This window comes from Robertmurraya korlensis (genome assembly GCF_023715225.1).
Lineage (GTDB): Bacteria > Bacillota > Bacilli > Bacillales > Cytobacillaceae > Robertmurraya_A.
The window spans coordinates 194,450-221,063 of sequence record NZ_JAMBNS010000008.1; the positions used below are offsets into that span (position 1 = coordinate 194,450).

The following is a 26,614-nucleotide window of genomic DNA, read 5'->3' on the forward strand; positions in this document are numbered from 1 at the left end:
AGCTTGAATGGTGAATATGGTAAAATTAAGAAAGTAAGTTACGAGGAGGAGAAGCATGAAAAAATTCATATGGCTCCTAATGGTTTGTAGTATCTTTATCCTAACAAGCTGTAACAAAGAGCCCGTACCTGAGGAGCAGTTCTCAACATATGTAAAGCTTTGGAATGACCATAAATTTGAAGACATGTACGACTATCTTTCCGCAGAAGCAAAGGACAGTATAAATAAGAAAGAGTTTGTCGAACGCTACAAGAAAATATACAGTGATCTTGTAATCACCGATCTTAAAGTCACTTACGAAAAACCAAAGGAAGCAAAGGAACGAGATAAAAAGGTCACAGAGGTAAGTCTTCCTTTTACCGTTAGCATGAATAGTATTGCAGGTGAGATTGCCTTTGAGCATGATGCACGGTTAACGAAGGAAGAAAGAGAAGATAGTACAGACTGGTATCTTAACTGGGACACTACATATATTTTCCCTGAGTTGGACGAAGGAGATAAGGTGGGAATCAACACCGTCACTCCAACACGTGGAGAAATCCTAGATCGCAATGGCTTAGAGCTAGCCACTACTGGAACCGCTCTCGAGATGGGGCTAGTACCTAAGGACATTGAAGGGCAGGAAGCTGCGGTCATTGAACAGCTTTCCACTGTCTTAGCGATGACGAAAGAAAGCATTGAAAAAGCCTTGAATGCTAGCTGGGTCCAACCTGATTATTTTGTCCCAATAAAGACCATCTCCGAAAGTGATACGGAGCTGAGGGCAAAGCTAGCTCAAATACCAGGTGTGCAGAAGAAAACAGTGGAAGCCCGTGTGTATCCATTTGGGGAAGCTGCTGCTCACTTAATAGGGTACGTGGGACCCATTACAGCGGAGGAGCTGGAAGAACAAGAGCCTGGAAGCTACTCCGCCAATGATGTAATTGGGAAAAGAGGACTGGAGCAGGTTCTTGAAAAACGTCTAAAAGGAGAACAAGGAGTGCAAATCCTTATTCAAAAGGAGGACGGAACAGAAACCGTATTGACAGAAAAACCCGTGAAAAATGGAGAAAATATCAAGCTTACGATTGATGGAGCAGTTCAAAAGGACATGTACACTCAGTTAAAAGGGGAAGCAGGAACGGGTGCGGCTATTCACCCAACAACCGGGGAAACTCTTGCGCTTGTGAGCAGCCCAAGCTTTGATCCGAATAAGCTAACCCTTGGAGCTACAGCCGCTGATTGGAAAGCATTAGAGGAGGACCCGAAGCAGCCACTTTTAAATCGTTTCAAGGCAAACTTTTCTCCAGGGTCAGTAATCAAGCCAGTAACAGCAGCCATTGCCCTCCAGGCAGGAACAACGGACTGGCAAAAGACGATACAAGTTAGTGGTAAGAAGTGGCAGAAGGATTCCTCTTGGGGGAGCTATTACGTAACGAGGGTGACTGATCCAGGTGCTCCTGTTGCTATGGATGATGCGTTGCTTTACTCAGATAATATCTATTTCGCACAAACCGCACTAGAATTAGGAAGGGAGAAGTTTGAACAAGGTCTCAAGAACTTTGGGTTTGAGGAGGAAGTTGACTTCCTATTCCCGTTAGAAACCTCTACTTTTGGAAAAATGGATTCAAATATTCAAGTAGCTGATTCAGGTTATGGTCAAGGCCAGCTTGAAATGAATGTCCTTCATTTAGCAAGTGCGTATACGATGCTCGTCAATAATGGAAATATGATTAAGCCCACACTTCTCTTGGATGATGAGAAAAGCCAGGTATGGAAATCCTCCTTAGTAAGTGAGGAACATATCACGAAATTAAACCAAGCCTTAACACAAGTAGTTGAAAATCCAAGGGGTACTGCCCATGCAGCAAAAATAGAAGGCTACCCGTTAGCTGGAAAAACAGGTACAGCTGAATTTAAGGAAAAACAAACGGAAGCTGGAAAAGAAAATGGCTGGTTTGTTGCCTATAACACGAACAACCCGAGTCTTCTTGTCGCCATGATGATTGAACATGTCGAGGGGAGAGGAGGTTCTAAGGTTGTCGTTGACAAGGTAAAGAAAGTGTTCAAACCAGAATAATGAGAGAACCTCTCCTACGAAGGAGGGGTTTATAAATGAAGGGAAGATTGGTAATGAACCTAAACAAGATTCATCATATCGCAATTATTTGCTCGAACTATGAGGTGTCAAAGAAGTTCTATGTAGATATTCTCGGTTTAACACCAAAAGCAGAGATATATAGAAAAGAAAGAGATTCGTATAAGCTAGATCTTGAAGTGAATGGTCAGTATCAAATCGAATTGTTTTCTTTCCCAAATCCACCGAAAAGACCTAGTTATCCGGAAGCAGCGGGGTTAAGACATCTTGCCTTTGAGGTAGAGGAAATAGAGGAAGCGGTTTTGGAGTTAAAGGATAAAGGAATTGATATTGAACCCATTCGTATAGATGAGTTTACCGATAAAAAGTTTACTTTCTTTGTTGATCCGGATGGGCTGCCAATTGAATTGTATGAGAGATAAAAACTGTTTAAGGCACTTGAAAATATAAAAAAAGCTTGTAGAGAAAACACTGTCTCTACAAGCTTGCTATTTAACGTTTGATAAACGGTAATGATGTGGAACCAGGTGCTTGCCCACCCTTTGAAACTAGAAGGATTTCTATAGCTTCCAACCGTTTGGATAACCCTGCAGACCCTGAGACTTGCCCGTTTTTTGCCCACCCTAACCAACCAAAGCTTTGGGCATGAACACGATAGTATACATCATAGTAATTAGCCAATTCACCAGTTAATTGAATTTTAATGGCTTCCATTCGCTTACCTTGTCCTAATGTCCCGGATATTGTTCCATTGGATACATTATTTAGCCATCCAATACCTTGAACATGAGTCGAATACGTAATAGAACCACTATAAGGGGCATTTTGCAAATGAATCTTAATGGCTTCTAATCGTTTGGATTGTCCCACCGTTCCACTTAGTGCCCCATCTTTAACATACTCAAGCCAGCCATATGTTTGAACATGTGTGGTGTAATTTATGGTAGGTTTAGTCACAAAAGCTCTATCAGTGGACCCTGGTGCTTGTCCACCTTTTTTAACTAAAACAATCTCAATGGCTTCCAATCGCTTGGAAAGGCCCTCAGTCCCTGAGGCTTGCCCGTTTTTCGCCCATCCTAACCAACCAAAGCTTTGTGCATGAACTCGGTAATAAAGGTCATAATAATTAGCAATCTCTCCAGATAACTGTATTTTAATGGCTTCCATTCGCTTACCTTGCCCTAATGTCCCGGATATTGTTCCATTGGATACATTATTTAGCCACCCAATACCTTGAACATGAGTCGAATACGTAATAGAACCACTATAAGGGTTATCTTTTGGTAAGCTAACTTTAATGGCTTCCATTCGTTTCGCTTGTCCTATTGTTCCACTTAATTCACCATTAGAAACAAAATCCAACCATCCATATGTCTGTACATGTGTTGAATAGCTAACAGATGGGCTTGTTACAGGGCTTAAATTTGATTGATAATAGATCATTCCATAACCATAATAAGGGTCTCTTCCCGTAACACCTAAATCTTTTGTATGATTCCTAAGTAACGTTTTTAATTCACTATTTGTTACATTGGGTTGTTTCTCTTTTAAAAGGGCCAACATACCGGTGACATGAGGCGTTGCTTGTGATGTACCACTTTCAATAGTATAATCCCCATTTTTATAAGTACTAATAATATTTTCACCAGGGGCTGAGAACTCTACTTCGTTACCAGTGGAAGAGAAGTTGCTTATATTTAAGGATTGATTGACGGATGAAACTCCAATGGTATTCGTAAACTTTGCAGGATAATTTACTGAATTCTGTAACCCATCATTCCCGCTAGCTGCCACAATAATAATCCCGCTATTATAAGCTTTGTTAATCATTTGTTCAAATAGTTTACTATATTCAGAAGTACCTATACTTAGATTTACAATATCCATTCCATTGGTAATAGACCAGTCCAACCCTTCCAAGATATCTTGAAGGTTACCGGACCCCGCTTTATCCAATACTTTAACAGCAAAAAGGTTAACACCTGGTGCAACCCCAGTAATATCTAACCCATTTACACTCGCAATATTAGGCTGGGCCGCAATAATACCGGAAACATGTGTCCCGTGTCCATTGTCATCTTGCCACGAATTTGTGTAATCCACCGTTGAGACTCCACCTGCGATAGTTAACTCTTTATGGCTGGCAATGCCTGTATCAAGTACGGCTACGTTGACTCCAGCCCCCGTAAAACCGTCATTCCAGGATTCTCGAGCATTAGTTTCGTATATATTCCATGGAGTTCCACCTGTAGATGTAGCCATCGATGATTGTAAAGCTTTTAATGGTTCTATTTCTGTAATACTAAATGAGATGTTTTCTTCTATATAATCAATATTAGGGTTAGATTCTAACTGCTGTATTTCATCTTCTGTTATAGTTACGGAAATTGCTGGAACTGTTTGAAACTCGTAGTCTACTTTTTCCGTTTCTTCTAATATATCTTCTTTCCCGTCTTCATTTTTATAAACAATAATAACTTCCTTTTTTTCCTCGTTTGCCATTTCATCTGCTTTTACTAAGGAAGGATGATAGCCAGAAAAAAACATGAGGAGAAAGGAAAGAATAGTTAGCAAGGATGATTTAATTGGTTTCATTTGCAATTTCCCTCCATTCATATAAAATTCTAGAAATAAGTCTAAATTTTATTAATAAAATGATCTTTAAAGTGGAAAACTTAGATACAAAGACTAGAATAAAGGCATTAAAAAAGCCTGTAAAGAAATAAAAATTTCCTCTACAAGCAGCACAAACAAAAAAGCGAGTGTATTAAAGCATAACAATAGGAGGGTCTATTCCTAAAACAGGTTGACCATTAATAGTTAACCAAATATAGTAGTGGTCAATTTCAGTCTTTAGAATGGTCTCTAACTTGGCAATGAATGCTTCTTGAATCTCAAAAGACATTTGGGCAGTTTCTTCTCCAAGAGGAATATTCTTTAATCCAAGTAAATCGGCAGCCGCACGAGCTTGCTCAGGGGTTACTTCAATATACTTGTCGTACTCAGATAAATAAGCTGCTTTAGCAGGTGCAACGGAAATGCTTATTGCAAAGATTAAAACTGCTACGAAAGATAATACTAATTTTTTCACTGTTCTTTCACTCCTAATATAGTATCTTTTAATTCTATAAACTTATCAACAACGTCAGGATGGTACATGGTTCCACGACATCGTAATAACTCATTAAACGCGTAATCTGGTGTTCTTCTATCTTGATAGACTCGATCTGTCGTCATGGCATCATAGGAATCTACAACAGAAATAATAGAAGCTTCTATAGTGATCTCGTCACCTGCTAATCCCTTCGGATACCCCTTTCCATCATAACGTTCATGATGCTGTTCAACAACAATCCCTGCTGATCCAACAATAGGTATAGAGGATTCCTCTAATAACTCTCGACCATAGGTAGGGTGTTTTTTCATGGTTTCCCATTCTTCAGGCGTTAGCTTTCCAGGTTTCTTAAGAATTTCATCAGGTATCTTAATCTTACCAATATCATGAAAAAAAGAGCCTAGATTTAATCTTAGTATCTGCTCTGGCTCAAGGTCAAAAGATTCTCCAAGAATCATGGAAAGCTTCGTAATCCTAGTACAGTGGTTCATGGTATACCCATCTTTAGCTTCAATTGCTCGAACCATCTCATGTAATTCCGTCACAGTTCTACTATATTGATAGAAAATAGGTTGTGATGAAACATATAAAAACTCTGTGGTACCGACAGCTTGAAAGGTATAGTGAGCCTTAACTGGATATCTGTGAAAGGAATCGCCAGGTTTTAGAGATTTTAAGCCACTATCTTCAGGAAAGGTCTTCAATTCCCCGTTAAGGACAATAAAATACTCTAATGCATTCCAGCCTTCTTCAGGACCTAGTGCCCAATTAGCTCCATGCTCTAGCTTATGATGTATAATTTCTGTTGTATTGCTAGAGGCTACCAATGATACTTGCAGTCCTTTTAGCTGGACTGTCTCTATAAAATCCTTTTCATTTATATTAATCACTGAGAATCCTCATTTCTAGTAAAAAATACGTCTGCTACTATATAACATCGGAGAAGATTCCTATTTTTTAATAGCTAATTTTAAAAAACTTCCAATCTACTAGGAAAAAACAATCATAAATCCATTATATAGAAAATGTTTGATAGAGGAAAGTAGAAAAGTATTTCCTATATAACTAATTTGTGAATATTCATATAATTTTTTGTATAAAAAACACCTCCAAGGATATTGGAGGTTGATCGAAATTTAATAAAATCTTTTATACCCGTCAAAGCGCTCTTTGTAATAGGTGTTGTTTAAGTTTGTAATAACGACTCCTTTAGCATCTGCATGAATAAACTCGTTATTACCTATATAGATTCCCATATGAGAGATTCCCGCTTTATATGTATTTTCAAAGAATAGTAGGTCTCCAACTTGTGGTTTGTCCACATAATAGGAGCGGCTATAGTATCCTTCTGCAGAGTATCGGCCAATTTTTGTTCCAGCTTGGTTAAAGACATAATAAATGAAACCACTACAGTCAAATCCCTCAGGAGTGTTTCCTCCCCATACATACGGAATCCCAAGCAATGTTTTCGACGTCTCTACAACAGGGTCGACATTTGTAGTCGGACTAGTTTCTGGTGTAGCAGGAGTTGCCGTTTTACTAACTTTTAACTTTTGCCCTACATAGATCATATCTGATTGCAATCCGTTTAACGTTTTTAACTCCTGCACAGTAAGTTTGTACTGAGTAGCGATCTTTCCAAGGTAGTCCCCGCTTTTAACAACATACTCGGCGGCCGTATTTTCCGCAACTGGAGTTGTAGGTGCGGAAGTAGACGGGGCAGGTGTAACAACAGGAGTACTTGTAGTATTACTAGGATTTGAAACAATAAATTTCTGTCCTGGATATATTAGATCACTATTTTGATTGTTCCATTTTCGTAGATCGCTCAACGAAATTTTATACATGCTGGCAATTTTACTTAGGCTATCTCCAGAAGCAACCGTGTGATACTTCACCTGTGTAACGGTTGGAGCTTGTACAGGTTGTGTAGGTGTGGTACTTTCATCCACCTTAAGAACTTGATTGATATAAATCATATTGGAGGATAGATTATTTAAAGATTTAATAGCAGGGACAGTTGTATTGTATTTAGTAGCAATACGAGTAAGGGTGTCGCCTTTTTGTACGGTATATGTACTAGCTAGTGTATTGGTAGCAAAAGTAGAGGTTAATAGAACGGCAGAAGTAAGAGATACGACTTTTTTCTTCATTTTTTGACAAATCCTCCTAATCTATAGAAATAATTAATTCTATCTTACCATATTGAGGCGGTGTAAAATGGGTATTTATCTATAATTAGGTAAAATGATCTATGAAAAATATAGTATAAAGCAAATTGAACTTTTAACGAACAGAAATTTCGCTATTAAAAACGAAATATATTTACAAATTCTGACGTAGGAGGTAAAATCAAGAATATTGCAACAATTGGGAGGAGAAGTTTTGAATTCTGAATCCAAAAATAATGAGTTTCTAGAACTCATCCTCAAAATATATGAAAAAGGCTCAAAGCAGGACGTGAAACTGCATCAATTAATAGAAGAAATAAAAAAGGACTTACAACCACTTGTAAAAATAAATAGATAACAAAAAACCTGCCGAATAAACGGCAGGTTCCCTATTGTACAATAAACCGCTGAATGAAAAATTCGGCCCACACACGGTGACCTTCTTCATTTGGCTGATTGTCTTCATTTAAGTAATTTCGTACTTGCTCGGACATCGGATCGGGCCAGCTAGTCCAGTGATCAAGGTAAAGGATGTTATTTTCCTCAGCGAATGACTTCAATTCTTCTACTTGAGTTCTATACAGCTTAGGCTGATACAAAGGATTCGGTGGTTGAAGAATAAATGTTATATTCGGGTTGGCTGCTTTTACTTCGTTCATAACAGTTGTTATATATTCATGAGATTCTTCAATAGGAACGACAGCGTTATCGGTGAGAACAAAAGGTTCCCAAATAATCAGGTCCGCTTGTTTAGCCGCCCACTCCGCTTGCTTTCCTGCTGAAACAAATTCGGCAGTTGTTTCAGAATAGGTGGTGGTTTCAATGGTCATTGCCTGTTCCCCATATGTAGCTAACAGGTCATTTTGAAATAGAGCTGTCCAAGAGGTTTCACCCTCACCCAACTGCTCGGAACCAACGATAAGAATATGATAAGGACGATTTTCAGCGAGTGCTGTTTGGAATTGTTGTTTTTCTCCTTCAGACCAATTCGCAGCATGCTCCATCAGTGGATCTGTTTGGGCAAATGCTTCTGTCTCATCGTCATTAACGGCGGTAGCGTGATAGCTAGAACCATCTCCGGTTATTTCTATTTTCTTTTGCCAATGAAGGTTACCTAGGATTAATAGAACTAAGCATATGAAACCGACAAAAATAGTAAAAAAGGCTTTCAATAGTATGTCACTCCTTTTTGTTTTTATTAATTATGGTTAATTTATCTAAAATACTATAATTTTACCAAAAAATCGTTATTATCAGAGATAAATAAGAGGAATCTTCTTCAAAATTATATAAAGTATGACAAAAAACGTCATTTTTCTCAACATGTTTTATGCTATAATACTAGAAGTTTTTCATTTTAGGAGGATACGATGGAAGAAACAATTAGTCTAAAAGAACTATTTTTGACGTTGCGAAAACGTCTTAGTTTAATAGCTTTAATTACCATTCTTTTTGCAACAATCAGTGGTCTGATTAGCTTTTTTTACCTTACTCCAATCTATCAAGCATCAACGCAAATTCTTGTAAACCAATCAAAGGATGAACAAGCCGCCTACAATGTGGGGGAAGTACAAACAAACCTGCAGCTCATCAATACGTACAATGTCATTATTAAAAGTCCAGCCATTTTAGATTTGGTTTCTAAGGAACTAGACTTAAATATGACAGCTGCCCAGTTAAATGGAAAGATTACGGTGCAAAGTGAGCAAAACTCTCAAGTCGTTAATATTTCTGTACAAGACCCAGATCCAAAGCTTGCCGCAGATATTGCGAATACTACAGCCTCTGTATTCAAAAAAGAGATTAAAGAGATTATGAATGTTGATAACGTAAGTATTCTAGCAAAAGCAGTGGTAGTAGATAACCAATCCCCAATTAAACCACAGCCATTAATGAATATTGCGATCGCCCTTGTGGTCGGATTAATGCTGGGTGTGGGAATCGCCTTTTTATTAGAATACCTTGATAACACGATTAAGACCGAACAGGATATTGAACAAACACTTGGACTACCTGTACTAGGTGCAATCCCAACGATTCAAGAAACAGTGCCAGAAACTAGCCGTTCAAGCAAAACACGTACACGAGGTGAGAGAGTTGGCGTTTAAAAAAGAGAAAAAAGCAAAGGTGTCTGACTTTAAACGAAAACTGGTTGTAAAGAACGATCCGAAGTCACCGGTATCAGAGCAATATCGTACGATCCGTACCAATATCCAATTCTCAACAGTGGATCATGAAATTCGTACGCTTATGGTTACATCATCTGGGCCGGGTGAAGGGAAATCGACAACAGCTGCCAATTTGGCAACGGTATTTGCGCAACAAGGGAACAAGGTTCTGCTTGTTGATGCTGATATGCGAAAACCGACCGTTCACTATACGTTTAGCTTAATGAATACATCTGGATTAACGACCATATTAAAAAAGCAATCTGATTTACATGAGGCAGCCACGCAAATCGATTCATCAAATTTATTTGTGCTACCATGCGGACCGGTTCCTCCCAATCCAGCTGAATTAATAAGCTCACGCTCCATGGACGAGTTTATTGAAGTAGCACTGAATGAATTTGATATGGTTATTTTCGACTCACCACCTGTACTAGTGGTAACAGATGCTCAGCTTTTAGCCAATAAATGCGATGGAACCGTACTGGTTGTTTCCTCTAACTTCACGGAAAAGGAAAATGCATTGAAAGCGAAGGAGCAGCTGACTGCATCGAAAGCAAAGCTATTAGGAGTCATTTTAAATAATAAGAAGCAAGACAAATCTCAATACTATTATTACTATGGTGGAAAATAGGAGTTAATTGCCAGATTAGTAGGTATATGGTATGATATATAACGATTTTCTAAAATCTCAAATTAAAATATTTGGAGAGTAGTGGAATGTATGATTGATATCCATTGTCACATCCTCCCATCCGTTGATGATGGGGCAAAGGATGTAAGTGAGTCTGTTGCAATGGCAAGAGAAGCGGTAAAGGAAGGCATTGATACAATTATCGCTACTCCCCATCATAAAAACGGACAATACGATAACAATAAGCGAACGATTATCGATGAGGTAACGAAGCTGAATGAGGTGCTTCAGAAGGAACAAATTCCTTTGAAGATACTACCAGGTCAGGAAACAAGGATCTTCGGGGAGTTTTTAGAAGAAGAAGAGCTCATTCATATTCTCCCATTAAATCAGACTCAATATGTTTTCGTAGAGCTCCCTTCAGGTCATGTACCTAGGTATACCGATCGATTATTATTCGATATTCAACTTAAGGGATTTACACCGATTATCGTCCACCCAGAAAGAAACACAGAAATCATCACCAATCCGGATATTTTGTATAACCTCGTGAAGAAAGGGGCTCTTACACAAGTAACGGCTTCGAGTGTAGCGGGATATTTCGGAAAGAAGATCCAGAAGTTCTCTGCACAACTAATTGAGGCAAACCTCACTCATTTTCTAGCATCTGATGCACATAATGTGAATAATCGAGCATTTAAAATGATGGATGCGCTAGATATTATAGAGTCTAAGTTTGGGGTCGACATGGTCTACTTCTATACCGAAAATGCAGAGTTACTAATTGATGGGAAGAATGTGATGAAAGAGATTCCAGAAAAAGTGAAAGTAAAGAAGTTTCTAGGAATCTTTTAATTCGAGTTTTAATATCTAAGAAAAAATATATGAATCATATGTCTTTTCTTAGATATTTTTATGCTAGTAACGCTTTAAAGCGGTGCTTGGGTAAATATTAAGAAAGGGGAGGGTACGATTGTCTTTTCAAAAAAGGTTAACGTTTTTAACCGTGCTAGACTCACTCATCGTGTTAACAGCCATCTATGTAAGCTATATCATACTTCATCCAACAGTCCAGGTTTTTACATACAAGACTTTACTGATTAGTTCCGTTACCTTACTGGTTAGCCATCATATTTTTGCATCATATTATCGTTTATATCAAAAGGCCTGGCAGTATGCGAGTGTTGGAGAATTGGTAGCGATCGTAAAAGCAGTGAGCTTTGCAGTGATTTCAGCTGCATTTGTTCAGTTAGTACTATTTCAAGACATCTATGTTAGAGCACTTTCTCTTGCATGGATGATGCATGTATTACTGATCGGTGGCTCGAGATTTTCATGGAGAGTGTATAGAGATCGTTACATAAAACCAAAAAATGAGCAGAGAAGAGCACTTATCGTTGGAGCAGGGGCAGCTGGAACTCTACTTGCACGTCAACTATTAAATAATCAGGATGCGGGAATTGTTCCAGTCGCTTTTATCGATGACAATACTCACCTCTTAAAGCTAGATATTCATGGAATACCTGTTGTTGGGACATCAGTGAATATTCAAGAAGCAGTTGAAGAATTAAATATTGATAAAATTATTATTGCCATTCCTTCCCTTAATAAAATTGAAATGAACTCGATCTTCCAGGAGTGTGCGAAGACAAAGGCAAAAACCGTGATTATGCCTAAAGTGGAAGATGTTATGATCGGGCGAGTGTCTGTAAAACAATTCCGGGATGTAGAAGTGGAAGACTTACTTGGACGTGATCCAGTCGAGCTGGATATGGAAAGCATTTCGAAAAAAATAACAGGTAATACGATTCTAGTAACTGGTGCTGGGGGATCCATAGGTTCAGAGCTTTGCCGACAAGTGAGTAAATTCCAGCCAAAGAAGCTTTTGTTATTAGGACATGGTGAAAACTCCATTTATCAGATTGATATGGAACTAAGAAATACATATAAAAATCAGTTTGAAATCATTCCAATTATTGCGGATATTCAAGATCGGGATCGCATCTTTGAAGTGATGGAACTACACAGACCAGATGTGGTGTATCATGCAGCAGCGCATAAGCATGTACCGTTGATGGAGTACAATCCAAAGGAATCTGTGAAAAACAATGTCATTGGAACAAAAAACGTAGCAGAAGCAGCAGATACCTTCACAGTTGGAACGTTCGTACTTGTATCTTCTGATAAAGCAGTAAACCCAACGAATGTGATGGGATCAACGAAGCGGATTGCAGAAATGGTTATACAGCACCTAGCTCAGAATAGTAAGACAAAGTTTGTGGCTGTGCGATTTGGAAATGTACTTGGCAGTCGTGGAAGTGTCATTCCTTTATTTAAAAAGCAGATTCAAGCTGGTGGTCCGGTGACTGTAACTCACCCAGATATGACTCGTTACTTTATGACGATTCCTGAAGCTTCAAGACTTGTTATGCAGGCAGGTGCACTTGCCCGTGGGGGAGAAATCTTCGTCCTTGATATGGGTGAACCAGTTAAGATTGTTGATCTAGCGAAGAACCTCATCAAATTGTCTGGTTATACAATAGAAGAAATCGGTATTCAATACTCAGGAATTCGCCCAGGAGAAAAGATGTATGAAGAGCTTCTTGGCGAGAATGAGGTTCATAGTGAAGCGATTTTTCCAAAGATTTTTATTGGGAAAGCTGTTTTGGATGGATATGACGAAGTGGAGTATTTGATTAATAAGTTTGTTCAGATGACTTCTTTGGAGATTCAGGAGTATGTTTTGGGATTGGCGAATAAGAAAAGTGTTCAAGAGAGTGTATTTGTAAGTTAGAGTGATTCTTTTATTCTAGATATACTGACTTTGTTGGTGTGGTGTATCTAGAATATTTTTATGAAAAATACATTGGTGATGTCTCCTTACCGTTATCAATGGAGGCACTCGGCTATGTTGTGGGTGGAAACACCTTAGACACGTTTGTTGTCATGGGTATGGTGTGAGGTGGGGTTTGATGCCCTGAATATATTTTAATTATAAAAACTTAATTTTTATTATTACATGGAGGTATTTTTATATGACCTCTAAGAACATGACAACCGTGAACTTGTTGAAAGAAAAAGGATTTAGATTATTTGAGGTACTGATCACCATAGTTATACTAGGAAAAATAGCAACCATTGTTAAAGGGGAATATCTAAACCGTATTGTTAATTAGATTGAATAGATATTACGAGGTGACTATGAAAAGTAGATAACATTTTAGTGGTTTAGTAGTTGGTTGGAAAGACGGATGGTTTCCAATTAAGTCCTAACTTACTAAATAACTTTTTAAGGGTGGTTCAGCATGTATATAAAAATTAAAAGATTGATAGATATCATTCTTTCTTTCATTGGGCTTATAGTATTAGCACCGATTTATTTAATTCTAATTATTGCTATTAAGATCGATTCAAGAGGTCCGGTTCTGTTTAAGCAGAAGCGTATTGGTATCAACAAGACACACTTCAACATCTTGAAGTTCCGCACTATGAGAATACATACTCCTAAGGATACACCTACACATTTGCTGGAAAACCCAGAACAGTATATTACTAAAATGGGGAAGTTTTTGAGAAAAACTTCACTTGATGAGTTACCACAGATTTGGAATATCTTTGTTGGGCAAATGAGTATTATTGGGCCAAGACCGGCATTGTGGAACCAATACGATCTTATTGCTGAACGAGATAAATATGGTGCTAATGATATTCCACCTGGATTGACTGGATGGGCACAAATAAATGGTAGAGATGAACTTCCAATTGAGGTAAAGGCGAAGTTAGATGGAGAATACGTTGAAAGGGTCGGTCTTTGGATGGATGTTAAATGTTTCTTTGGAACCGTAGTTAGTGTTATTAAGAGTGACGGTGTTGTTGAAGGTGGTACAGGAAATAAGAAAGAAATTGCGAGTACTAGAGAAAATTAAAGCTTAAGAGAAAACATAAAGTATTTGTTTAATAGAAACACGGAGGCATCTACATATGAATATACTGGTTGTTTGTCAATATTACTATCCTGAACCTTTTAGGATTTCAGATATATGTGAAACTCTTGTTGAAAAGGGTCACGAAGTTACGGTATTAACAGGTCTTCCTAATTACCCAGAGGGTAGAGTACTTGATGATTATCGATATGGTCAGAAAAGAAATGAAGTAATAAACGGTGTAAAAGTAATTAGGTGTTTTGAAATAGGTCGAGGGAACAGTAATTTTCAACTTTTCTTGAATTATCTTAGTTTCTCTGTAACAGCGTCGTTTAAGGCGCTGTTATTAAAAGAAAAGTTTGATGTTATATTTGTTAATCAGCTTTCTCCAGTAATGATGGGAATTCCGGGGATATTTTATAAGAAGAAGCATAACAGAAAAATGTTGCTATATTGTCTTGACCTATGGCCTGATAGTTTGGCTGCAGGTGGAATAAAAGAATACTCAATAATTTATAAAGTATTTAAAAAACTATCTAAATGGATTTATAGTTCAGCTGATACTATTGCGGTTACCTCTAGTATGTTTAAAGAATATTATAAAAACACACTTGGGATGAACATAGATAATGTTATTCATTTACCACAGTATGCTGAAGATTTATTTTCTGAAAGTGCTGAAGTTACAAAAGAAAATAAATTTAATTTTGTATTTGCTGGAAACATTGGTGATATGCAAAGTGTCGATACAATTGTTAAAGCTGCAAATGAATTGAGAGATCGTTCTGATATAACTTTTCATATAGTTGGAGACGGATCAAAATTAGAAAATTGTAAGTTGCTAAGTAAAGAATTAGGTCTTGAAAACATTTTATATTATGGGAGAAGGCCTGTGAGTGAGATGCCACAATATTACGGATTGGCAGATGCGATGTTAATTACCTTAAAGAATAATAAGAACATTTCTTACACGTTACCTGGAAAAGTTCAATCTTATATGGCAGCTAGCAAACCAATAATTGGCGCGATTAATGGCGAGGCAAGTCAAGTTATAAATAAAGCGATGTGCGGGTTATCATGTCCAGCAGAGAACTATAAAGAATTAGCAAATTTAATTATACAGTTTTGTAATAGTGATAAAAAAGAAGCAATGGCAAAAAATTCATATGACTACTACATTAAAAACTATAGCAAGGAAAAGTTCATGTTAATGTTAGAAGACAACTTAATTAACTTGGGGGAAAAATAAAATGTTTAAAGATAGAACTCTACTTATTACTGGAGGTACTGGTTCCTTCGGTAATGCAGTTATGGATAGATTTTTAGATACAGATATAAAAGAAATTAGAATTTTTTCTCGAGATGAAAAAAAACAAGATGATATGAGAAAGCTTTATAAAAATGATAAGTTAAAGTTCTATATAGGTGATGTACGAGACTTAGCAAGTGTGAAAAACGCAATGCATGGCGTAGATTTCATTTTCCATGCAGCAGCATTAAAGCAAGTACCTTCATGTGAGTTCTTTCCTTTAGAAGCTGTTAAAACTAATGTATTAGGAACAGAGAATGTTCTAACTGCTGCTATTGAAAGTTGTGTAAAGAAAGTGATATGTCTGTCAACGGATAAAGCGGCTTATCCTATTAATGCAATGGGGATTTCTAAAGCAATGATGGAAAAGGTATTTGTAGCTAAAGCAAATACTGTAGATCCTGACCGAACATTAATTTGTGGAACTCGTTATGGCAATGTGATGGCTTCAAGAGGTTCTGTTATTCCATTATTTATCGAACAAATCAAAAGTGGACAACCCTTAACTGTAACTGACCCTAATATGACAAGGTTCTTGATGAGTTTGGAGGAAGCTGTAGAACTAGTAGTATTTGCTTTCGAAAATGCTGAAGCAGGGGATATTATGGTACAAAAATCTCCAGCTTCAACTATAGGTGACTTAGCACAAGCACTTAAGGAATTATTTGTGGTTGATAATGAAATAAAAGTCATTGGTACTCGTCATGGTGAAAAGTTATACGAAACATTGCTCACAAGAGAAGAGCATGTAGTTGCACAAGATTTAGGTGGATTTTATAGGGTACCTGCAGATAAAAGAGACTTAAACTATGATAAATACTTCTTTGAAGGTGACCATAAGTTATCATCTGAAGAGGAATATAATTCTCATAACACTGAGCGTCTAAAAATTGAGGCAATTAAAGATAAACTTTTAATGCTTGACTATGTTCGTGAAGAATTGAAAGGTTGGAACCAATAATGAAGATATTAGTAACCGGCTCAGAAGGGTTTATTGGGAAAAATCTCATCGCAGAGTTAAGAAATAGAAACTATACAGATATCTTTGAACATAGCAGGGATACAGATCCTTCCTTGTTTAATGAATATTGTAAAGAAGCAGATTTTGTATTTCATCTTGCTGGGGTAAATCGGCCAAAGGATCAATCTGAATTTATGGATGGAAACTATGGTTTTACGTCGACACTATTAGAAACACTAAAAAAGCATCACAACACTTGTCCGGTGATGATTTCCTCATCCATCCAAGCAGAGCAAGACAATCCATATGGGATCAGTAAAAAAGCTGGAGAAGATTTGCTTCTTCAATATTGTAATCAAACAGGAGCAAAAGTACTCGTGTATCGCTTTCCTAATGTTTTTGGGAAATGGTGTAAACCCAACTATAATAGTGCAGTAGCTACATTTTGCAATAATATAGCTAGTGATTTACCAATCACTGTGAACGATCCGAACGTTATTATGAAATTAGTTTATATTGATGATGTTATTGAAGAGCTTATTAATGCTCTAATAGGAAATGAAAATTCAGTTGGTGAGTTTTGTGAGGTTCCAGTAGAACACACTATTACTCTAGGTGAAATTGTTGATCTGATTTATTCTTTTAAACAAAGTCGTGAAGAGCGTTCAATTCCTAATATGTCTAATTCTTTTTCGAAAAAGCTATATAGTACTTATTTGAGTTACTTGCCAGAAGATCAATTCAGTTACGATCTGAAAATGAATGTAGATACTAGAGGTTCATTTTCAGAGTTTATTAAGACTCCAGATAGAGGGCAAGTTTCAGTTAACATTTCTAAACCTGGCATTACAAAGGGGAACCATTGGCATCATACAAAGAATGAAAAGTTCCTGGTCGTTAGCGGACATGGGGTTATCCGGTTTAGAAAAATTGGGTCTGATAAAGTTATTGAATATTTTGTCAGTGGGGAAAAATTAGAAGTAGTTGATATCCCCACTGGATATACACACAATATAGAGAATCTTGGAGAAATTGATATGGTAACCGTTATGTGGGCTAATGAACAATTTGATCCGAAGAAGCCTGATACTTATTACCAGGAGGTTTAACAAATGAAGAAGTTAAAAGTTATGACAGTAGTTGGGACTCGACCAGAGATTATTAGATTGTCAGCTGTAATTAATAAATTAGAAGAGTCAAATGCGATAGAACAGATACTTGTCCATACAGGGCAAAATTATGATTATGAATTAAATGAAGTGTTTTTTAATGATTTTAAATTAAGAAAACCGGATTACTTCCTTAATGCAGCAACTGGTACTGCAGTTGAAACTATTGGAAATATCCTCGTTAGAATAGATCCTATTATGGAACAAGTAAAACCAGATGCTTTTTTAGTCTTGGGAGATACAAATAGTTGCTTATGTGCAATTGCAGCGAAGAGAAGGCATATTCCAATTTTTCATATGGAAGCAGGAAATAGATGTTTTGATCAAAGGGTACCAGAAGAAACAAATAGAAAGATAGTTGATCACATTGCTGATATCAATTTAACGTATAGTGATATTGCCAGAGAGTATTTGTTAAGGGAAGGATTACCTGCTGATAGAGTTATTAAAACTGGAAGCCCTATGTTTGAAGTACTCAATTCAAGAAAAGCAGATATTGAGAATTCGGATGTATTAGAAAGATTGGAACTTGCAGAAGGTAAATATTTTGTAGTTTCGGCTCACAGAGAAGAAAATATCAGTTCAGAGACTAATTTTCTTGATTTAGTTGATAGCTTAAATGCTATTGCAGATAAATATAATTTACCTGTTATTATTAGTACGCATCCTAGAACTAGAAACATGATTAATTATAAGGGAATAGACTTTCACCCTTTAGTTAAGGCATTAAAACCGTTAGGATTTAATGATTATGTAAAACTTCAAATTAAAGCTAAAGCAGTTTTAAGCGATAGTGGAACGATAAGTGAAGAGTCTTCTATTTTAGGTTTTAGAGCCCTTAATATAAGACAAGCTCATGAGAGACCAGAGGCAATGGAAGAGGCATCAGTTATGATGGTGGGATTAAATAAAGAACGGATCCTTCAGGGGCTTAAAGTTTTAGAAAATCAAGAAGAAGGAGATTTAAGGATAGTTACAGACTATAGCATGCCTAATGTGTCAGATAAAGTATTGAGGATTATATTGTCTTATACAGACTATATCAATAGAGTTGTTTGGGGGAGCAACTTGTGAAAGTATTGCAGATAAACTCGGTATCTGGAGTTGGGAGTACCGGGAGAATTACATCAGACATTCACAATATACTAGTTGATCACGGTCATGAAAGCTATATAGCATATGGTAGAAAATCTACCGAAAATATTGATAATCTAATTAAAATAGGTAGTAGATATGAAAATTATTTACATGTAGCCTCAACAAGGGTATTTGATAATCATGGGTTTGGGTCAAGTAAGGCTACGCGAGAATTTATTAAAAGTATTGAGAATATAAATCCTGATCTAATCCATTTGCATAACATTCACGGCTATTATATTAATGTTAAAATTTTATTTAACTATTTAAAAAAAGCAAACAAACGAGTAATTTGGACACTTCATGATTGTTGGCCTTTTACAGGTCATTGTGCATATTTTGACTTTATAGGATGCGATAAATGGAAAACTCAGTGTAATAGTTGTCCAGAAAAAAATTCTTATCCTTCTAGTTTATTTTTAGATAATTCAAAACGCAATTATTTAAATAAGAAAGAAATTTTTACAGGGGTAAAAGATTTAACAATAGTTACACCGTCAAAATGGTTAGCGAGTTTGGTTAAAGAATCTCTTTTGGGTCAATATCCAATAAAAGTAATTAATAATGGAATCGACACTGAAACATTTAAGGTAGAAAAAAGTGATTTTAGAAAGAAGTTTAACATAGAAGATAAATATGTAATTTTAGGAGTAGCAAGTGCTTGGGATAGAAGAAAAGGGCTGCGCTATTTTTATGAATTATCAAATAACCTTAAAAAAGATGAAGTAATAGTTCTAGTAGGACTAACAGAAAAGCAAATAGAGGGACTCCCTAAAAATATTATTGGGATATCAAGAACTAATAATGTTAAAGAATTGGTTCAAATTTACTCTGCATCTGATGTATTTGTTAATCCTACATTAGAGGACAATTTTCCAACAACAAATCTAGAGGCATTGGCATGTGGTATTCCAGTCATTACCTTTAATACAGGTGGAAGTGTTGAAAGTATTGACACTGATACAGGAATAATAACTGAAAAGGGAGATGTAAGAAAATTAGAGAATGGGATACAAAAAATAAAAAAAGTAGGAAAAGAGTTTTATTCAGATAGCTGCATGAAAAGAGCCAAAGAATTTTTTAATAAAAATGATCGTTATCTGGAATATATGAAACTATACAAAGAGTTAGTAGATTAAATACACCCATCATTTTGCTTGGAAGTAGGAACAGTTAAATGAAAATTTTGCATATTCAACAATATTATAATGAAAAAATGGGCTACCAAGAAAATATCCTACCATATTATCAAAAGAAACTAGGACATGAAGTAGTTTTAATTACATCTACAAGGTCCGATGGTTTTAATAATGACAGTCGAGTAAAAAAAGAAGCGGAATTTGAAGAAAATGGTTTTATAGTTAAAAGGAAAAAAATAAAAGGTGAATTTAAGAGAAGATTTGTTATTTTTGATGATCTATATAAAATTTTAGACGATGAAAAGCCAGATTATATCTTTCACCATTCAGTCACCTCACCTTCAATAAAAACTGTGAGTAGATATAAACAAAATAACCCACATGTATTTATCGCAGTTGATAATCATGCAGATCTAAATATTTCAGGTAGAAATAAATTATGGAAGTTGTTTTACTATAATTTATTTTGGAAGTACATTATTTCTAAACATGATAAGTTTATAGATATCTATTTTGGAGTAACACCTTCACGGTGCTTATTTTTAGAAGAAGAACTAGGAGTTAGAGTTGATAAAATTAAACTGTTACCTATAGGAGCAGACGTGGATAATGCAGACGTGACAATAACTAAAGAAAAGCTTCTGGAAAAATATGATATCGATAAAAATTGTATAATTGTAACACATGGTGGGAAAATCACACCTGAAAAGCAAATTGATCGAATTATTTTAGCTTTTAAAAGAGTTAATAATCCAAATATTAGACTGGTTTTATTTGGCGATATACAAGATAAAAAGGTAGAAACTTTGATAAAAACGGACAGTCGAATACAATTCATTGGTTGGTTAGATAGGAAAGACACTCTAGCATTGTTAAAACATAGTGATATTGGTATTTGGAATACGCAGCATACAACTCTTTTAGAAGATTGTGTTGCTGTAGGTCTACCATTGTTATTAAGATACTATGGAAGCACAAGTCATTTAATTGATAGAACTGGCCTATTTTTATATGAGGGTTCAATAAGGGAGATATATGAGAAACTGCTTATTCTCATTGAAAATAAGCATCTGTTAGAAAAGTTTAAGCAAAATGCATTTAATCTTTGTAATTTACTATCGTATGAAAATATTGCATTTGAAAGTATAGAATATACTAAAGACTTACGAGCTAAAGAAACACATAAGAAGTTTATGTCAGTTGAATACTCGGATGATAACTATTTGAATTTTAGAGTAATTAATAGAATGTAAATAAATAGGTGTTATATTATTAAATTACAATAGTACGAATCGGATATGTAGGTTTGTCAAATGTTGTTTTACTAGTTCCGCATAATGAATTTATAGCTATAGATGTTAAGAGGTCTCCTATTTATAGATGCAGAAATTGAGGAGTATTTGCTAACAAAGAGTTAAACTAAATACCAATAACTGATTCACAAAAGGCGTTTAAGGATGCGGAATAAATTCTAATGGCTACTCCAACTGATTATTATCAGTTGGATAATAATTCCAGTACAAAAGCTATTGAAAGTATACTAGTTAATATATTATCTCTATACCCAGATGTAATAAAGATAATTAAGTCAACTGTTCCAGTAGGGTACAGAGAAAAAGTTAAAGAAAAATTTATTACAAGTAATATTATTTTCTCCAAAAATCTTTAGGAAAGGGAAAGCCTAGTATGATAACCTTTACCCACCTAGAATAACTCTAGGAGAGCAATCAGATAGAGCTAAGAGATTTCCTAACTTATTAGTAGAGGTAGCCTTTGCTAATACTTATTTAGCAAAGAGAGGAGCTTTTTAATAAACTGATACTTATTCTAAGCTAAGAGGGTTAGTGCTAAGTCTCAGAATTGAAATTATTATATTTTTATAATCCTTCTTTTGGATATGGTGTTACTACCTACCTAAAGATACAAAGCGATTAATTGCAAACTATAACGATGCTCTAAACAACATAATTGCAGTTGTAGAAGATGCTAACAGAACTAGAATGGAACCCTTTTGCCTTAAATCTCTTTATAAAACTTTGTACTGAAGAATACCTAAGATTATCAGATTTCTTTCCAATAGTTAACCTGTATATACAAGTGTTTTGGCTTCTTAAATATAATCATTTCAGCGTTATAACCAAATCCCGAATCTAATTCATTTAATAACTTTAGGGAATTAAGGACCTTTAAGAATCAAGGAAAATGAGTGATTTTTTTGTAGTAAATAAAATATCTAATTATGTTAAAGATATTTTGAAAAGGTTATACAAGAGATATATTTAGTGGGGAATAATTCATAATGTTATATCAATAGATTTGCTACATTGTAATAGTTTTCCACAAACTAAGAGATACATTTAATCGTAACAGTAGATAATTAGAGGATGATTTATATGACCCGTGATTATAAATTAAGTAGAAATGAACAAACTAAAAGAATATTAATGGTGCTTCTTGCTAGTCTAACTATAATTCAACAAATGCCGGTATTAAGGGAAATGTTTTATTCGGAAATAAGAGTGGTCTTATATATAACCTTTGGATTTTTTAGTTTTATTTCTCTTTTTTCGATTAACCGCTTTTTAAATCTCCGGGTTGTTCAGTTTTTTATAATAACCATTTTATACAGCTTTTTGCTTTTTTTAGCTTTAATTATCTCTCGGAATATTAATATGATTATGTTTGAATATATAATTCCGTTCGGGATACTACTTTGCTCATTAAATACAAAATTTAATAGTAGGCAATTAAGTAAATTCTTAATTTGGTATATCATATTAGCTGCAATCTTAGGGGTTACTTCTATATTTTATTACAATGGGGGCTACCAGATTTCTGCTAGGTATATGATACCAAGTAAAAATCAAATAGGGCCTATATTCGGTATTTCTTCAATTATTATGGGTATATGGATACTAAACAAAAGAATATTGGATTTTAAGTATAGTTATTTATTGTTGAAGATTGGTTTGTTTGTTGTATTATTATCGACAATTTTAGTAGTTAGGAATAGAGCAAGTATTGTAGCTATTGTAATTACACTATTATTATTTCTTATTAGTGAGTATAAAATAAAAAGAACATTAAAGAACTTAATAATCTTTCAATCATTTTTGATTGGAATGATCCTACTAATTACATTTGGTGCATTTGACAGTATAATAGAAGCTTTTTGGAAATCTATGACTCTTAACTATGATATTTCTAATATTAATTCACTTAGTGCTCAGAGAACAGAAGTTTATAAGCAAGCTTATAGTTTTGCTCTCAATAATCCTATTCTAGGAGAAATAGGAGGAACGGAATTTACCTACTATACTCCACACAATTTCATTCTAAATAAATGGGTTGAATATGGAATTTTTGGTTCGTTACCTTTTATTTTTTTGTATCTATACCTTTGGTATTTTACTCTAAAATCTATTTTTTCTTTTAAAGAAAGAGTGAGATTTTCTCTTCCACTATGGGTAATTCTAGTTTCTTTAATTGTCAGCCTTTTTGAGTATACTTATCCATTTGGACCTGGGGTAAGTCAACTTATGGTTTGGTTTTTATTAGGACAGTATTTTAAGAGTGAATATGAGGATTATTAAAATCTGTTTGATTACTTTGATTTTATTTATGATAAACCCCTGAAAATGGAGGGAACAATGAAAGTTGCATATTTAATTTTATGTCATAATGATGAAGAGCACATATCAAGATTAGTCAAAAAAATTACAGAATTTGAGTTTTTTGATGTTTATATACATGTTGATTTAAAGGTTGATATTTCAAACTTTAAACAAAAAGTTGGAGATAACAAATCAGTTACATTTGTAGAAGAGAGATACGAGGTAAGTTGGGGAGGATATAGTGCTGTTAAAGCAACAATGTCCCTTATTAATTCAGCTAATCAGAGGTATGATTATGATAGATATGTATTGTTGCAAGGGCTAGATTATCCACTTAAAACTAATAAAGAAATCTATAACTTTTTTATGGAAAATAAAAATAAAGAGTTTATTAGGGGGTGTAATATAAGTAAGTCCACTGATAAGTATTTTTATAGTAGATGCAAGTATTACTTGTTTTATGAGAAAATAAATCCAATTAAAAAAGTAATTAATAAATTAAATTATATGGTTGATTTAAAAGTTAGAAGTGGATATATAAAGGATGGTAGAATTTTTGACGTCTATTGGGGAAGTGCTCAATGGGCGCTAACAAGTGAATGTATAAAGTATATAATTAAATTTCACAATGAAAATAAAAAATTCAATAGATATTTTAAACATTCTTTTCCAGTAGATGAGTTATACTTTACTACTATAGTTTTTAATTCTAAGTTCAGTACTTCTACATCCATGGGAGGACCAGAAAACGAGAAAAGAGGGTTGGTTAACTGGAGAAACATACATTACTTTGAATACCCCAAAAATATAAAAATTTTCTCTGAATATGACTTTCAAACCTTAATGGAGCGAGATGAATTATTTTGTAGAAAGGTTAATTCGATAATATCTAGAGATTTACTTGAAAAAATTGATAAGGTGCACCAAAACAAAAATGATAATTATTTCTAATTGCTTATATCATAGAAATTTAAAGGTGAGTATAAAAGTAGATAACTTAAATTAAATAATAGATAAATTTAAGGAGTAAATATGAATATAGCAATTATAACACCTGGGTTTCTTCCAGTCCCAGCCGTTCATGGTGGAGCAATTGAAACATTAATAACAAATTTAATTGACCAAAATGAAGAATTAGGGATTAATAAATTTGATATATATACAATAGCAACAGATAACTTGACAAACATTAAATATAAGCACACTAATGTGATACAGGTACCTGTATCAAAGTTAGCAAAGATACGCCGAAGAGTTCAATATATCTTTGCGAAGGTATTACTAAGAAAAAACGAGTATCATATTGTTTTTGGTGATATCTTAATTAATAAATATTTAAAGTCGGGATACGACCTAGTTATTATAGAAAATAATATGACTCTTTATGCTGATATTTACAAAAGAACTAATTATAAAAATAATTTAATTTTTCATTTGCATAATGATATAGGTAGTAATTCGAAGCCAGAGCATCTAGTAAAATTAATTGCTAATACTGCTGTAAAAATAATTACAGTAAGCGATTATTTAAAAGATAGAGTGAATAGTGTGTATGTGAATAACATAACAAATGTATTGTATAATAGTATTGATTTAAAGCTTTATGATCTTAATAGATTAACAAAAACAGAAGTATTAAAGAGAAAATATAATATTAATAGTAAAGATAAAATTATTATGTACTCAGGGAGAATTTCAGCCGATAAAGGAGTTAAGGAGCTTATTTTAGCATTTAAAAAAATAGAATATATTAATAATGCAAAGATAATGATAGTTGGTAGTCCGTGGTCTACATTAAAAACTAGTGATTCATATCTAGATGAAATTAAGACTCTGTCAAGCTCTTTAATAAACAGAATAATTTTTACCGGATATATACATCCTGAATATATGCCTGAGGTCTATGCTCTGGCAGATGTTGTAGTAATCCCTTCATTGGTTCAAGAGGCTTTTTGTATGGTAGGATTAGAAGCTATGGCAATGAAAGTCCCATTAATTGCAACTAATTCTGGAGGGCTACTAGAAGTTGTTGATAAAGAGTGTGCAGTAATTGTTGAAAAACAAGAAAATATTGTAGAAAACCTTGCTAAAGCAATGGAACTACTTCTTATGAATGACGAATTAAGAGTAAAGATGGGAAACAGTGGTTATGATAGAGTCAATACTCTTGAAAAATTTAATAAAGAAAATTATTATCAAGAATTTTTAAGGATAATTTCTAATTCAAATTAATAATTGGTAATGCCAATTTATTCAATGTTAATCAATACAAAGATTGAGGTGTGAAGTTTGAATATTGCTTTTGTCATATTACATTATCAAACTATAGATATTACTCTAGATTGTGTAAGTTCTATTTACAAAAATATTGATAAAAATCAATTCAAAGTTGTTATAGTGGATAATGGCTCTCCTAATAGAAGCGGGCAAATCTTAATAGAGCATTATAAAGAGGATAAAAATGTAGTAGTATTGCAAAGTGAACAGAATTTAGGATTTGCAAGAGGTTTAAATACTGGAATATCCTTTGCTAAGAATAATTTCCAATGTGATTTTATAGTCTTACTGAATAACGATACAGAAATAATTAGTTCCAATTGGGTAGAAGTTATAAACGAAAAATTTATTCAATATAATTTCCATGTACTAGGGCCAGATATAGTATCAATAGATGGAAAGCACCATGCTAACCCTATGAAACATAAAATAAAAGGAGTAAAAGACTTAATTAGAATAATATTTATCCAGTTGAAAGATTTATTTAAATGTTATTTTTATATTGATTTTCTTTTAAAAAGGTTATTGTCAAATAGACAGAAGAAAGTTAAGGATAATAAAGCTGGGAATAAAGATTTATTAAATGTGCAATTACAAGGCAGTTGTTTTATTCTATCAAAATCATATTTTAATAATTATGAGGGGCTATATAATAAAACATTTCTTTACTTCGAGGAAGATATTTTAAAATATATAGCAGATCGTGATAATTTACTGTTAATGTATACACCAGAAATCACACTTCTTCATAAAGAAGGTATATCCACAATGGCATACAATAAGACAAGGCGTAGAAAAGATATTTTTTCAATAAAACATAGTTTAAAATCATCACTTGTATTTTTAAAATTAATGTTAAAGGATCGACAACCCTCAAGAAGTATTTAAAATTTAATTATATTATTCAGTAGTATGGAGAA

At 34.4% G+C, this 26,614-nt stretch carries 25 protein-coding genes; 20 read left to right on the forward strand and 5 right to left on the reverse strand.

Annotated features, from left to right (window positions below):
* Positions 1–55 precede the first annotated feature (55 nt).
* Both M3175_RS15665 and gloA2 read left to right on the forward strand, forming a co-directional pair.
* Positions 56–2,059 (forward strand): penicillin-binding transpeptidase domain-containing protein, encoded by a 2,004-nt coding sequence (locus M3175_RS15665; protein ID WP_251520759.1) that lies wholly within the window; start codon positions 56–58, stop codon positions 2,057–2,059.
* 53 nt (positions 2,060–2,112) lie between these two features.
* A complete protein-coding gene (gene gloA2 / locus M3175_RS15670) occupies positions 2,113–2,499 on the forward strand; it encodes an SMU1112c/YaeR family gloxylase I-like metalloprotein (protein ID WP_251520986.1) in 387 nt (128 codons plus the stop codon).
* 70 nt (positions 2,500–2,569) lie between these two features.
* Here the strand turns inward: gloA2 and M3175_RS15675 are convergent, their stop codons facing one another.
* The 4 genes from M3175_RS15675 to M3175_RS15690 form a co-directional block, all read right to left on the reverse strand.
* Positions 2,570–4,672, reverse strand: coding sequence for a S8 family serine peptidase (locus M3175_RS15675; protein WP_251520763.1), 2,103 nt, complete (start codon positions 4,670–4,672; stop codon positions 2,570–2,572).
* A gap of 172 nt (positions 4,673–4,844) precedes the next feature.
* Positions 4,845–5,168 carry an 8-amino-7-oxononanoate synthase gene (locus M3175_RS15680; RefSeq protein ID WP_251520767.1) on the reverse strand — a complete coding sequence of 108 codons (324 nt, stop codon included), beginning with the start codon at positions 5,166–5,168 and terminating at the stop codon, positions 4,845–4,847.
* Positions 5,165–6,082, reverse strand: a complete 918-nt coding sequence (locus tag M3175_RS15685) for an HD-GYP domain-containing protein (protein WP_251520783.1) — start codon at positions 6,080–6,082, stop codon at positions 5,165–5,167. Before M3175_RS15685 ends, M3175_RS15680 begins: the two co-directional genes overlap by 4 nt.
* A gap of 246 nt (positions 6,083–6,328) precedes the next feature.
* Complete coding sequence (locus M3175_RS15690; RefSeq protein WP_251520785.1) at positions 6,329–7,345, reverse strand: C40 family peptidase; 1,017 nt, start codon at positions 7,343–7,345, stop codon at positions 6,329–6,331.
* 232 nt (positions 7,346–7,577) lie between these two features.
* Between M3175_RS15690 and M3175_RS15695 the strand changes: the two genes are divergently transcribed.
* Positions 7,578–7,721, forward strand: a complete 144-nt coding sequence (locus M3175_RS15695) for a YwzD family small protein (protein ID WP_251520788.1) — start codon at positions 7,578–7,580, stop codon at positions 7,719–7,721.
* Positions 7,722–7,752: 31 nt separating this feature from the next.
* On the opposite strand, the gene M3175_RS15700 is transcribed toward M3175_RS15695, so the two are convergent.
* A complete protein-coding gene (locus M3175_RS15700) occupies positions 7,753–8,535 on the reverse strand; it encodes an SGNH/GDSL hydrolase family protein (RefSeq protein WP_251520791.1) in 783 nt (260 codons plus the stop codon).
* Positions 8,536–8,733: 198 nt separating this feature from the next.
* Here M3175_RS15700 and M3175_RS15705 point away from each other — a divergent pair, with 198 nt between their 5' ends.
* The 17 genes from M3175_RS15705 to M3175_RS15780 all read left to right on the forward strand — a co-directional run bounded on the left by M3175_RS15705 (position 8,734) and on the right by M3175_RS15780 (position 26,582).
* Positions 8,734–9,471 (forward strand): YveK family protein, encoded by a 738-nt coding sequence (locus M3175_RS15705; RefSeq protein WP_251520794.1) that lies wholly within the window; start codon positions 8,734–8,736, stop codon positions 9,469–9,471.
* The gene (locus M3175_RS15710) at positions 9,461–10,165 is read left to right on the forward strand and encodes a CpsD/CapB family tyrosine-protein kinase (RefSeq protein ID WP_251520797.1); all 705 of its coding nucleotides are present in this window, start codon (positions 9,461–9,463) and stop codon (positions 10,163–10,165) included. Before M3175_RS15705 ends, M3175_RS15710 begins: the two co-directional genes overlap by 11 nt.
* 90 nt (positions 10,166–10,255) lie before the next feature.
* The gene (locus M3175_RS15715; RefSeq protein WP_251520799.1) at positions 10,256–11,020 is read left to right on the forward strand and encodes a tyrosine-protein phosphatase; all 765 of its coding nucleotides are present in this window, start codon (positions 10,256–10,258) and stop codon (positions 11,018–11,020) included.
* A 118-nt stretch (positions 11,021–11,138) separates the two neighbouring features.
* Positions 11,139–12,959 (forward strand): polysaccharide biosynthesis protein, encoded by a 1,821-nt coding sequence (locus M3175_RS15720; RefSeq protein ID WP_251520803.1) that lies wholly within the window; start codon positions 11,139–11,141, stop codon positions 12,957–12,959.
* 38 nt (positions 12,960–12,997) lie between these two features.
* Positions 12,998–13,126 carry a hypothetical protein gene (locus M3175_RS24935; protein WP_285852302.1) on the forward strand — a complete coding sequence of 43 codons (129 nt, stop codon included), beginning with the start codon at positions 12,998–13,000 and terminating at the stop codon, positions 13,124–13,126.
* A 74-nt stretch (positions 13,127–13,200) separates the two neighbouring features.
* On the forward strand, positions 13,201–13,341 hold the full coding sequence (locus tag M3175_RS15725) for a hypothetical protein (RefSeq protein ID WP_251520806.1): 141 nt from the start codon (positions 13,201–13,203) through the stop codon (positions 13,339–13,341).
* Positions 13,342–13,470: 129 nt separating this feature from the next.
* On the forward strand, positions 13,471–14,091 hold the full coding sequence (locus M3175_RS15730; RefSeq protein WP_251520809.1) for a sugar transferase: 621 nt from the start codon (positions 13,471–13,473) through the stop codon (positions 14,089–14,091).
* Positions 14,092–14,146: 55 nt separating this feature from the next.
* Positions 14,147–15,337 (forward strand): glycosyltransferase family 4 protein, encoded by a 1,191-nt coding sequence (locus M3175_RS15735; protein ID WP_251520813.1) that lies wholly within the window; start codon positions 14,147–14,149, stop codon positions 15,335–15,337.
* 1 nt (position 15,338) lies between these two features.
* On the forward strand, positions 15,339–16,358 hold the full coding sequence (locus M3175_RS15740; RefSeq protein ID WP_251520815.1) for a polysaccharide biosynthesis protein: 1,020 nt from the start codon (positions 15,339–15,341) through the stop codon (positions 16,356–16,358).
* Positions 16,358–17,467, forward strand: coding sequence for a capsular polysaccharide biosynthesis protein CapF (locus M3175_RS15745; RefSeq protein WP_251520817.1), 1,110 nt, complete (start codon positions 16,358–16,360; stop codon positions 17,465–17,467). Before M3175_RS15740 ends, M3175_RS15745 begins: the two co-directional genes overlap by 1 nt.
* Positions 17,468–17,470: 3 nt before the next feature.
* Positions 17,471–18,601 carry a non-hydrolyzing UDP-N-acetylglucosamine 2-epimerase gene (gene wecB / locus M3175_RS15750; protein WP_251520819.1) on the forward strand — a complete coding sequence of 377 codons (1,131 nt, stop codon included), beginning with the start codon at positions 17,471–17,473 and terminating at the stop codon, positions 18,599–18,601.
* Entirely contained in the window at positions 18,598–19,803 is a 1,206-nt protein-coding gene (locus M3175_RS15755) for a glycosyltransferase family 4 protein (RefSeq protein WP_251520821.1), read from the forward strand. Before wecB ends, M3175_RS15755 begins: the two co-directional genes overlap by 4 nt.
* A 38-nt stretch (positions 19,804–19,841) precedes the next feature.
* Positions 19,842–21,056: a glycosyltransferase gene (locus M3175_RS15760; protein WP_251520823.1), complete on the forward strand. Its 1,215-nt coding sequence runs from the start codon at positions 19,842–19,844 to the stop codon at positions 21,054–21,056.
* 1,140 nt (positions 21,057–22,196) lie between these two features.
* Complete coding sequence (locus M3175_RS15765; RefSeq protein WP_251520825.1) at positions 22,197–23,396, forward strand: O-antigen ligase family protein; 1,200 nt, start codon at positions 22,197–22,199, stop codon at positions 23,394–23,396.
* Between the two features lie 57 nt (positions 23,397–23,453).
* A complete protein-coding gene (locus tag M3175_RS15770; RefSeq protein WP_251520827.1) occupies positions 23,454–24,368 on the forward strand; it encodes a beta-1,6-N-acetylglucosaminyltransferase in 915 nt (304 codons plus the stop codon).
* An 81-nt stretch (positions 24,369–24,449) separates the two neighbouring features.
* Complete coding sequence (locus M3175_RS15775; protein WP_251520830.1) at positions 24,450–25,649, forward strand: glycosyltransferase family 4 protein; 1,200 nt, start codon at positions 24,450–24,452, stop codon at positions 25,647–25,649.
* Positions 25,650–25,706: 57 nt separating this feature from the next.
* A complete protein-coding gene (locus M3175_RS15780) occupies positions 25,707–26,582 on the forward strand; it encodes a glycosyltransferase family 2 protein (RefSeq protein ID WP_251520833.1) in 876 nt (291 codons plus the stop codon).
* Positions 26,583–26,614 lie beyond the last annotated feature (32 nt).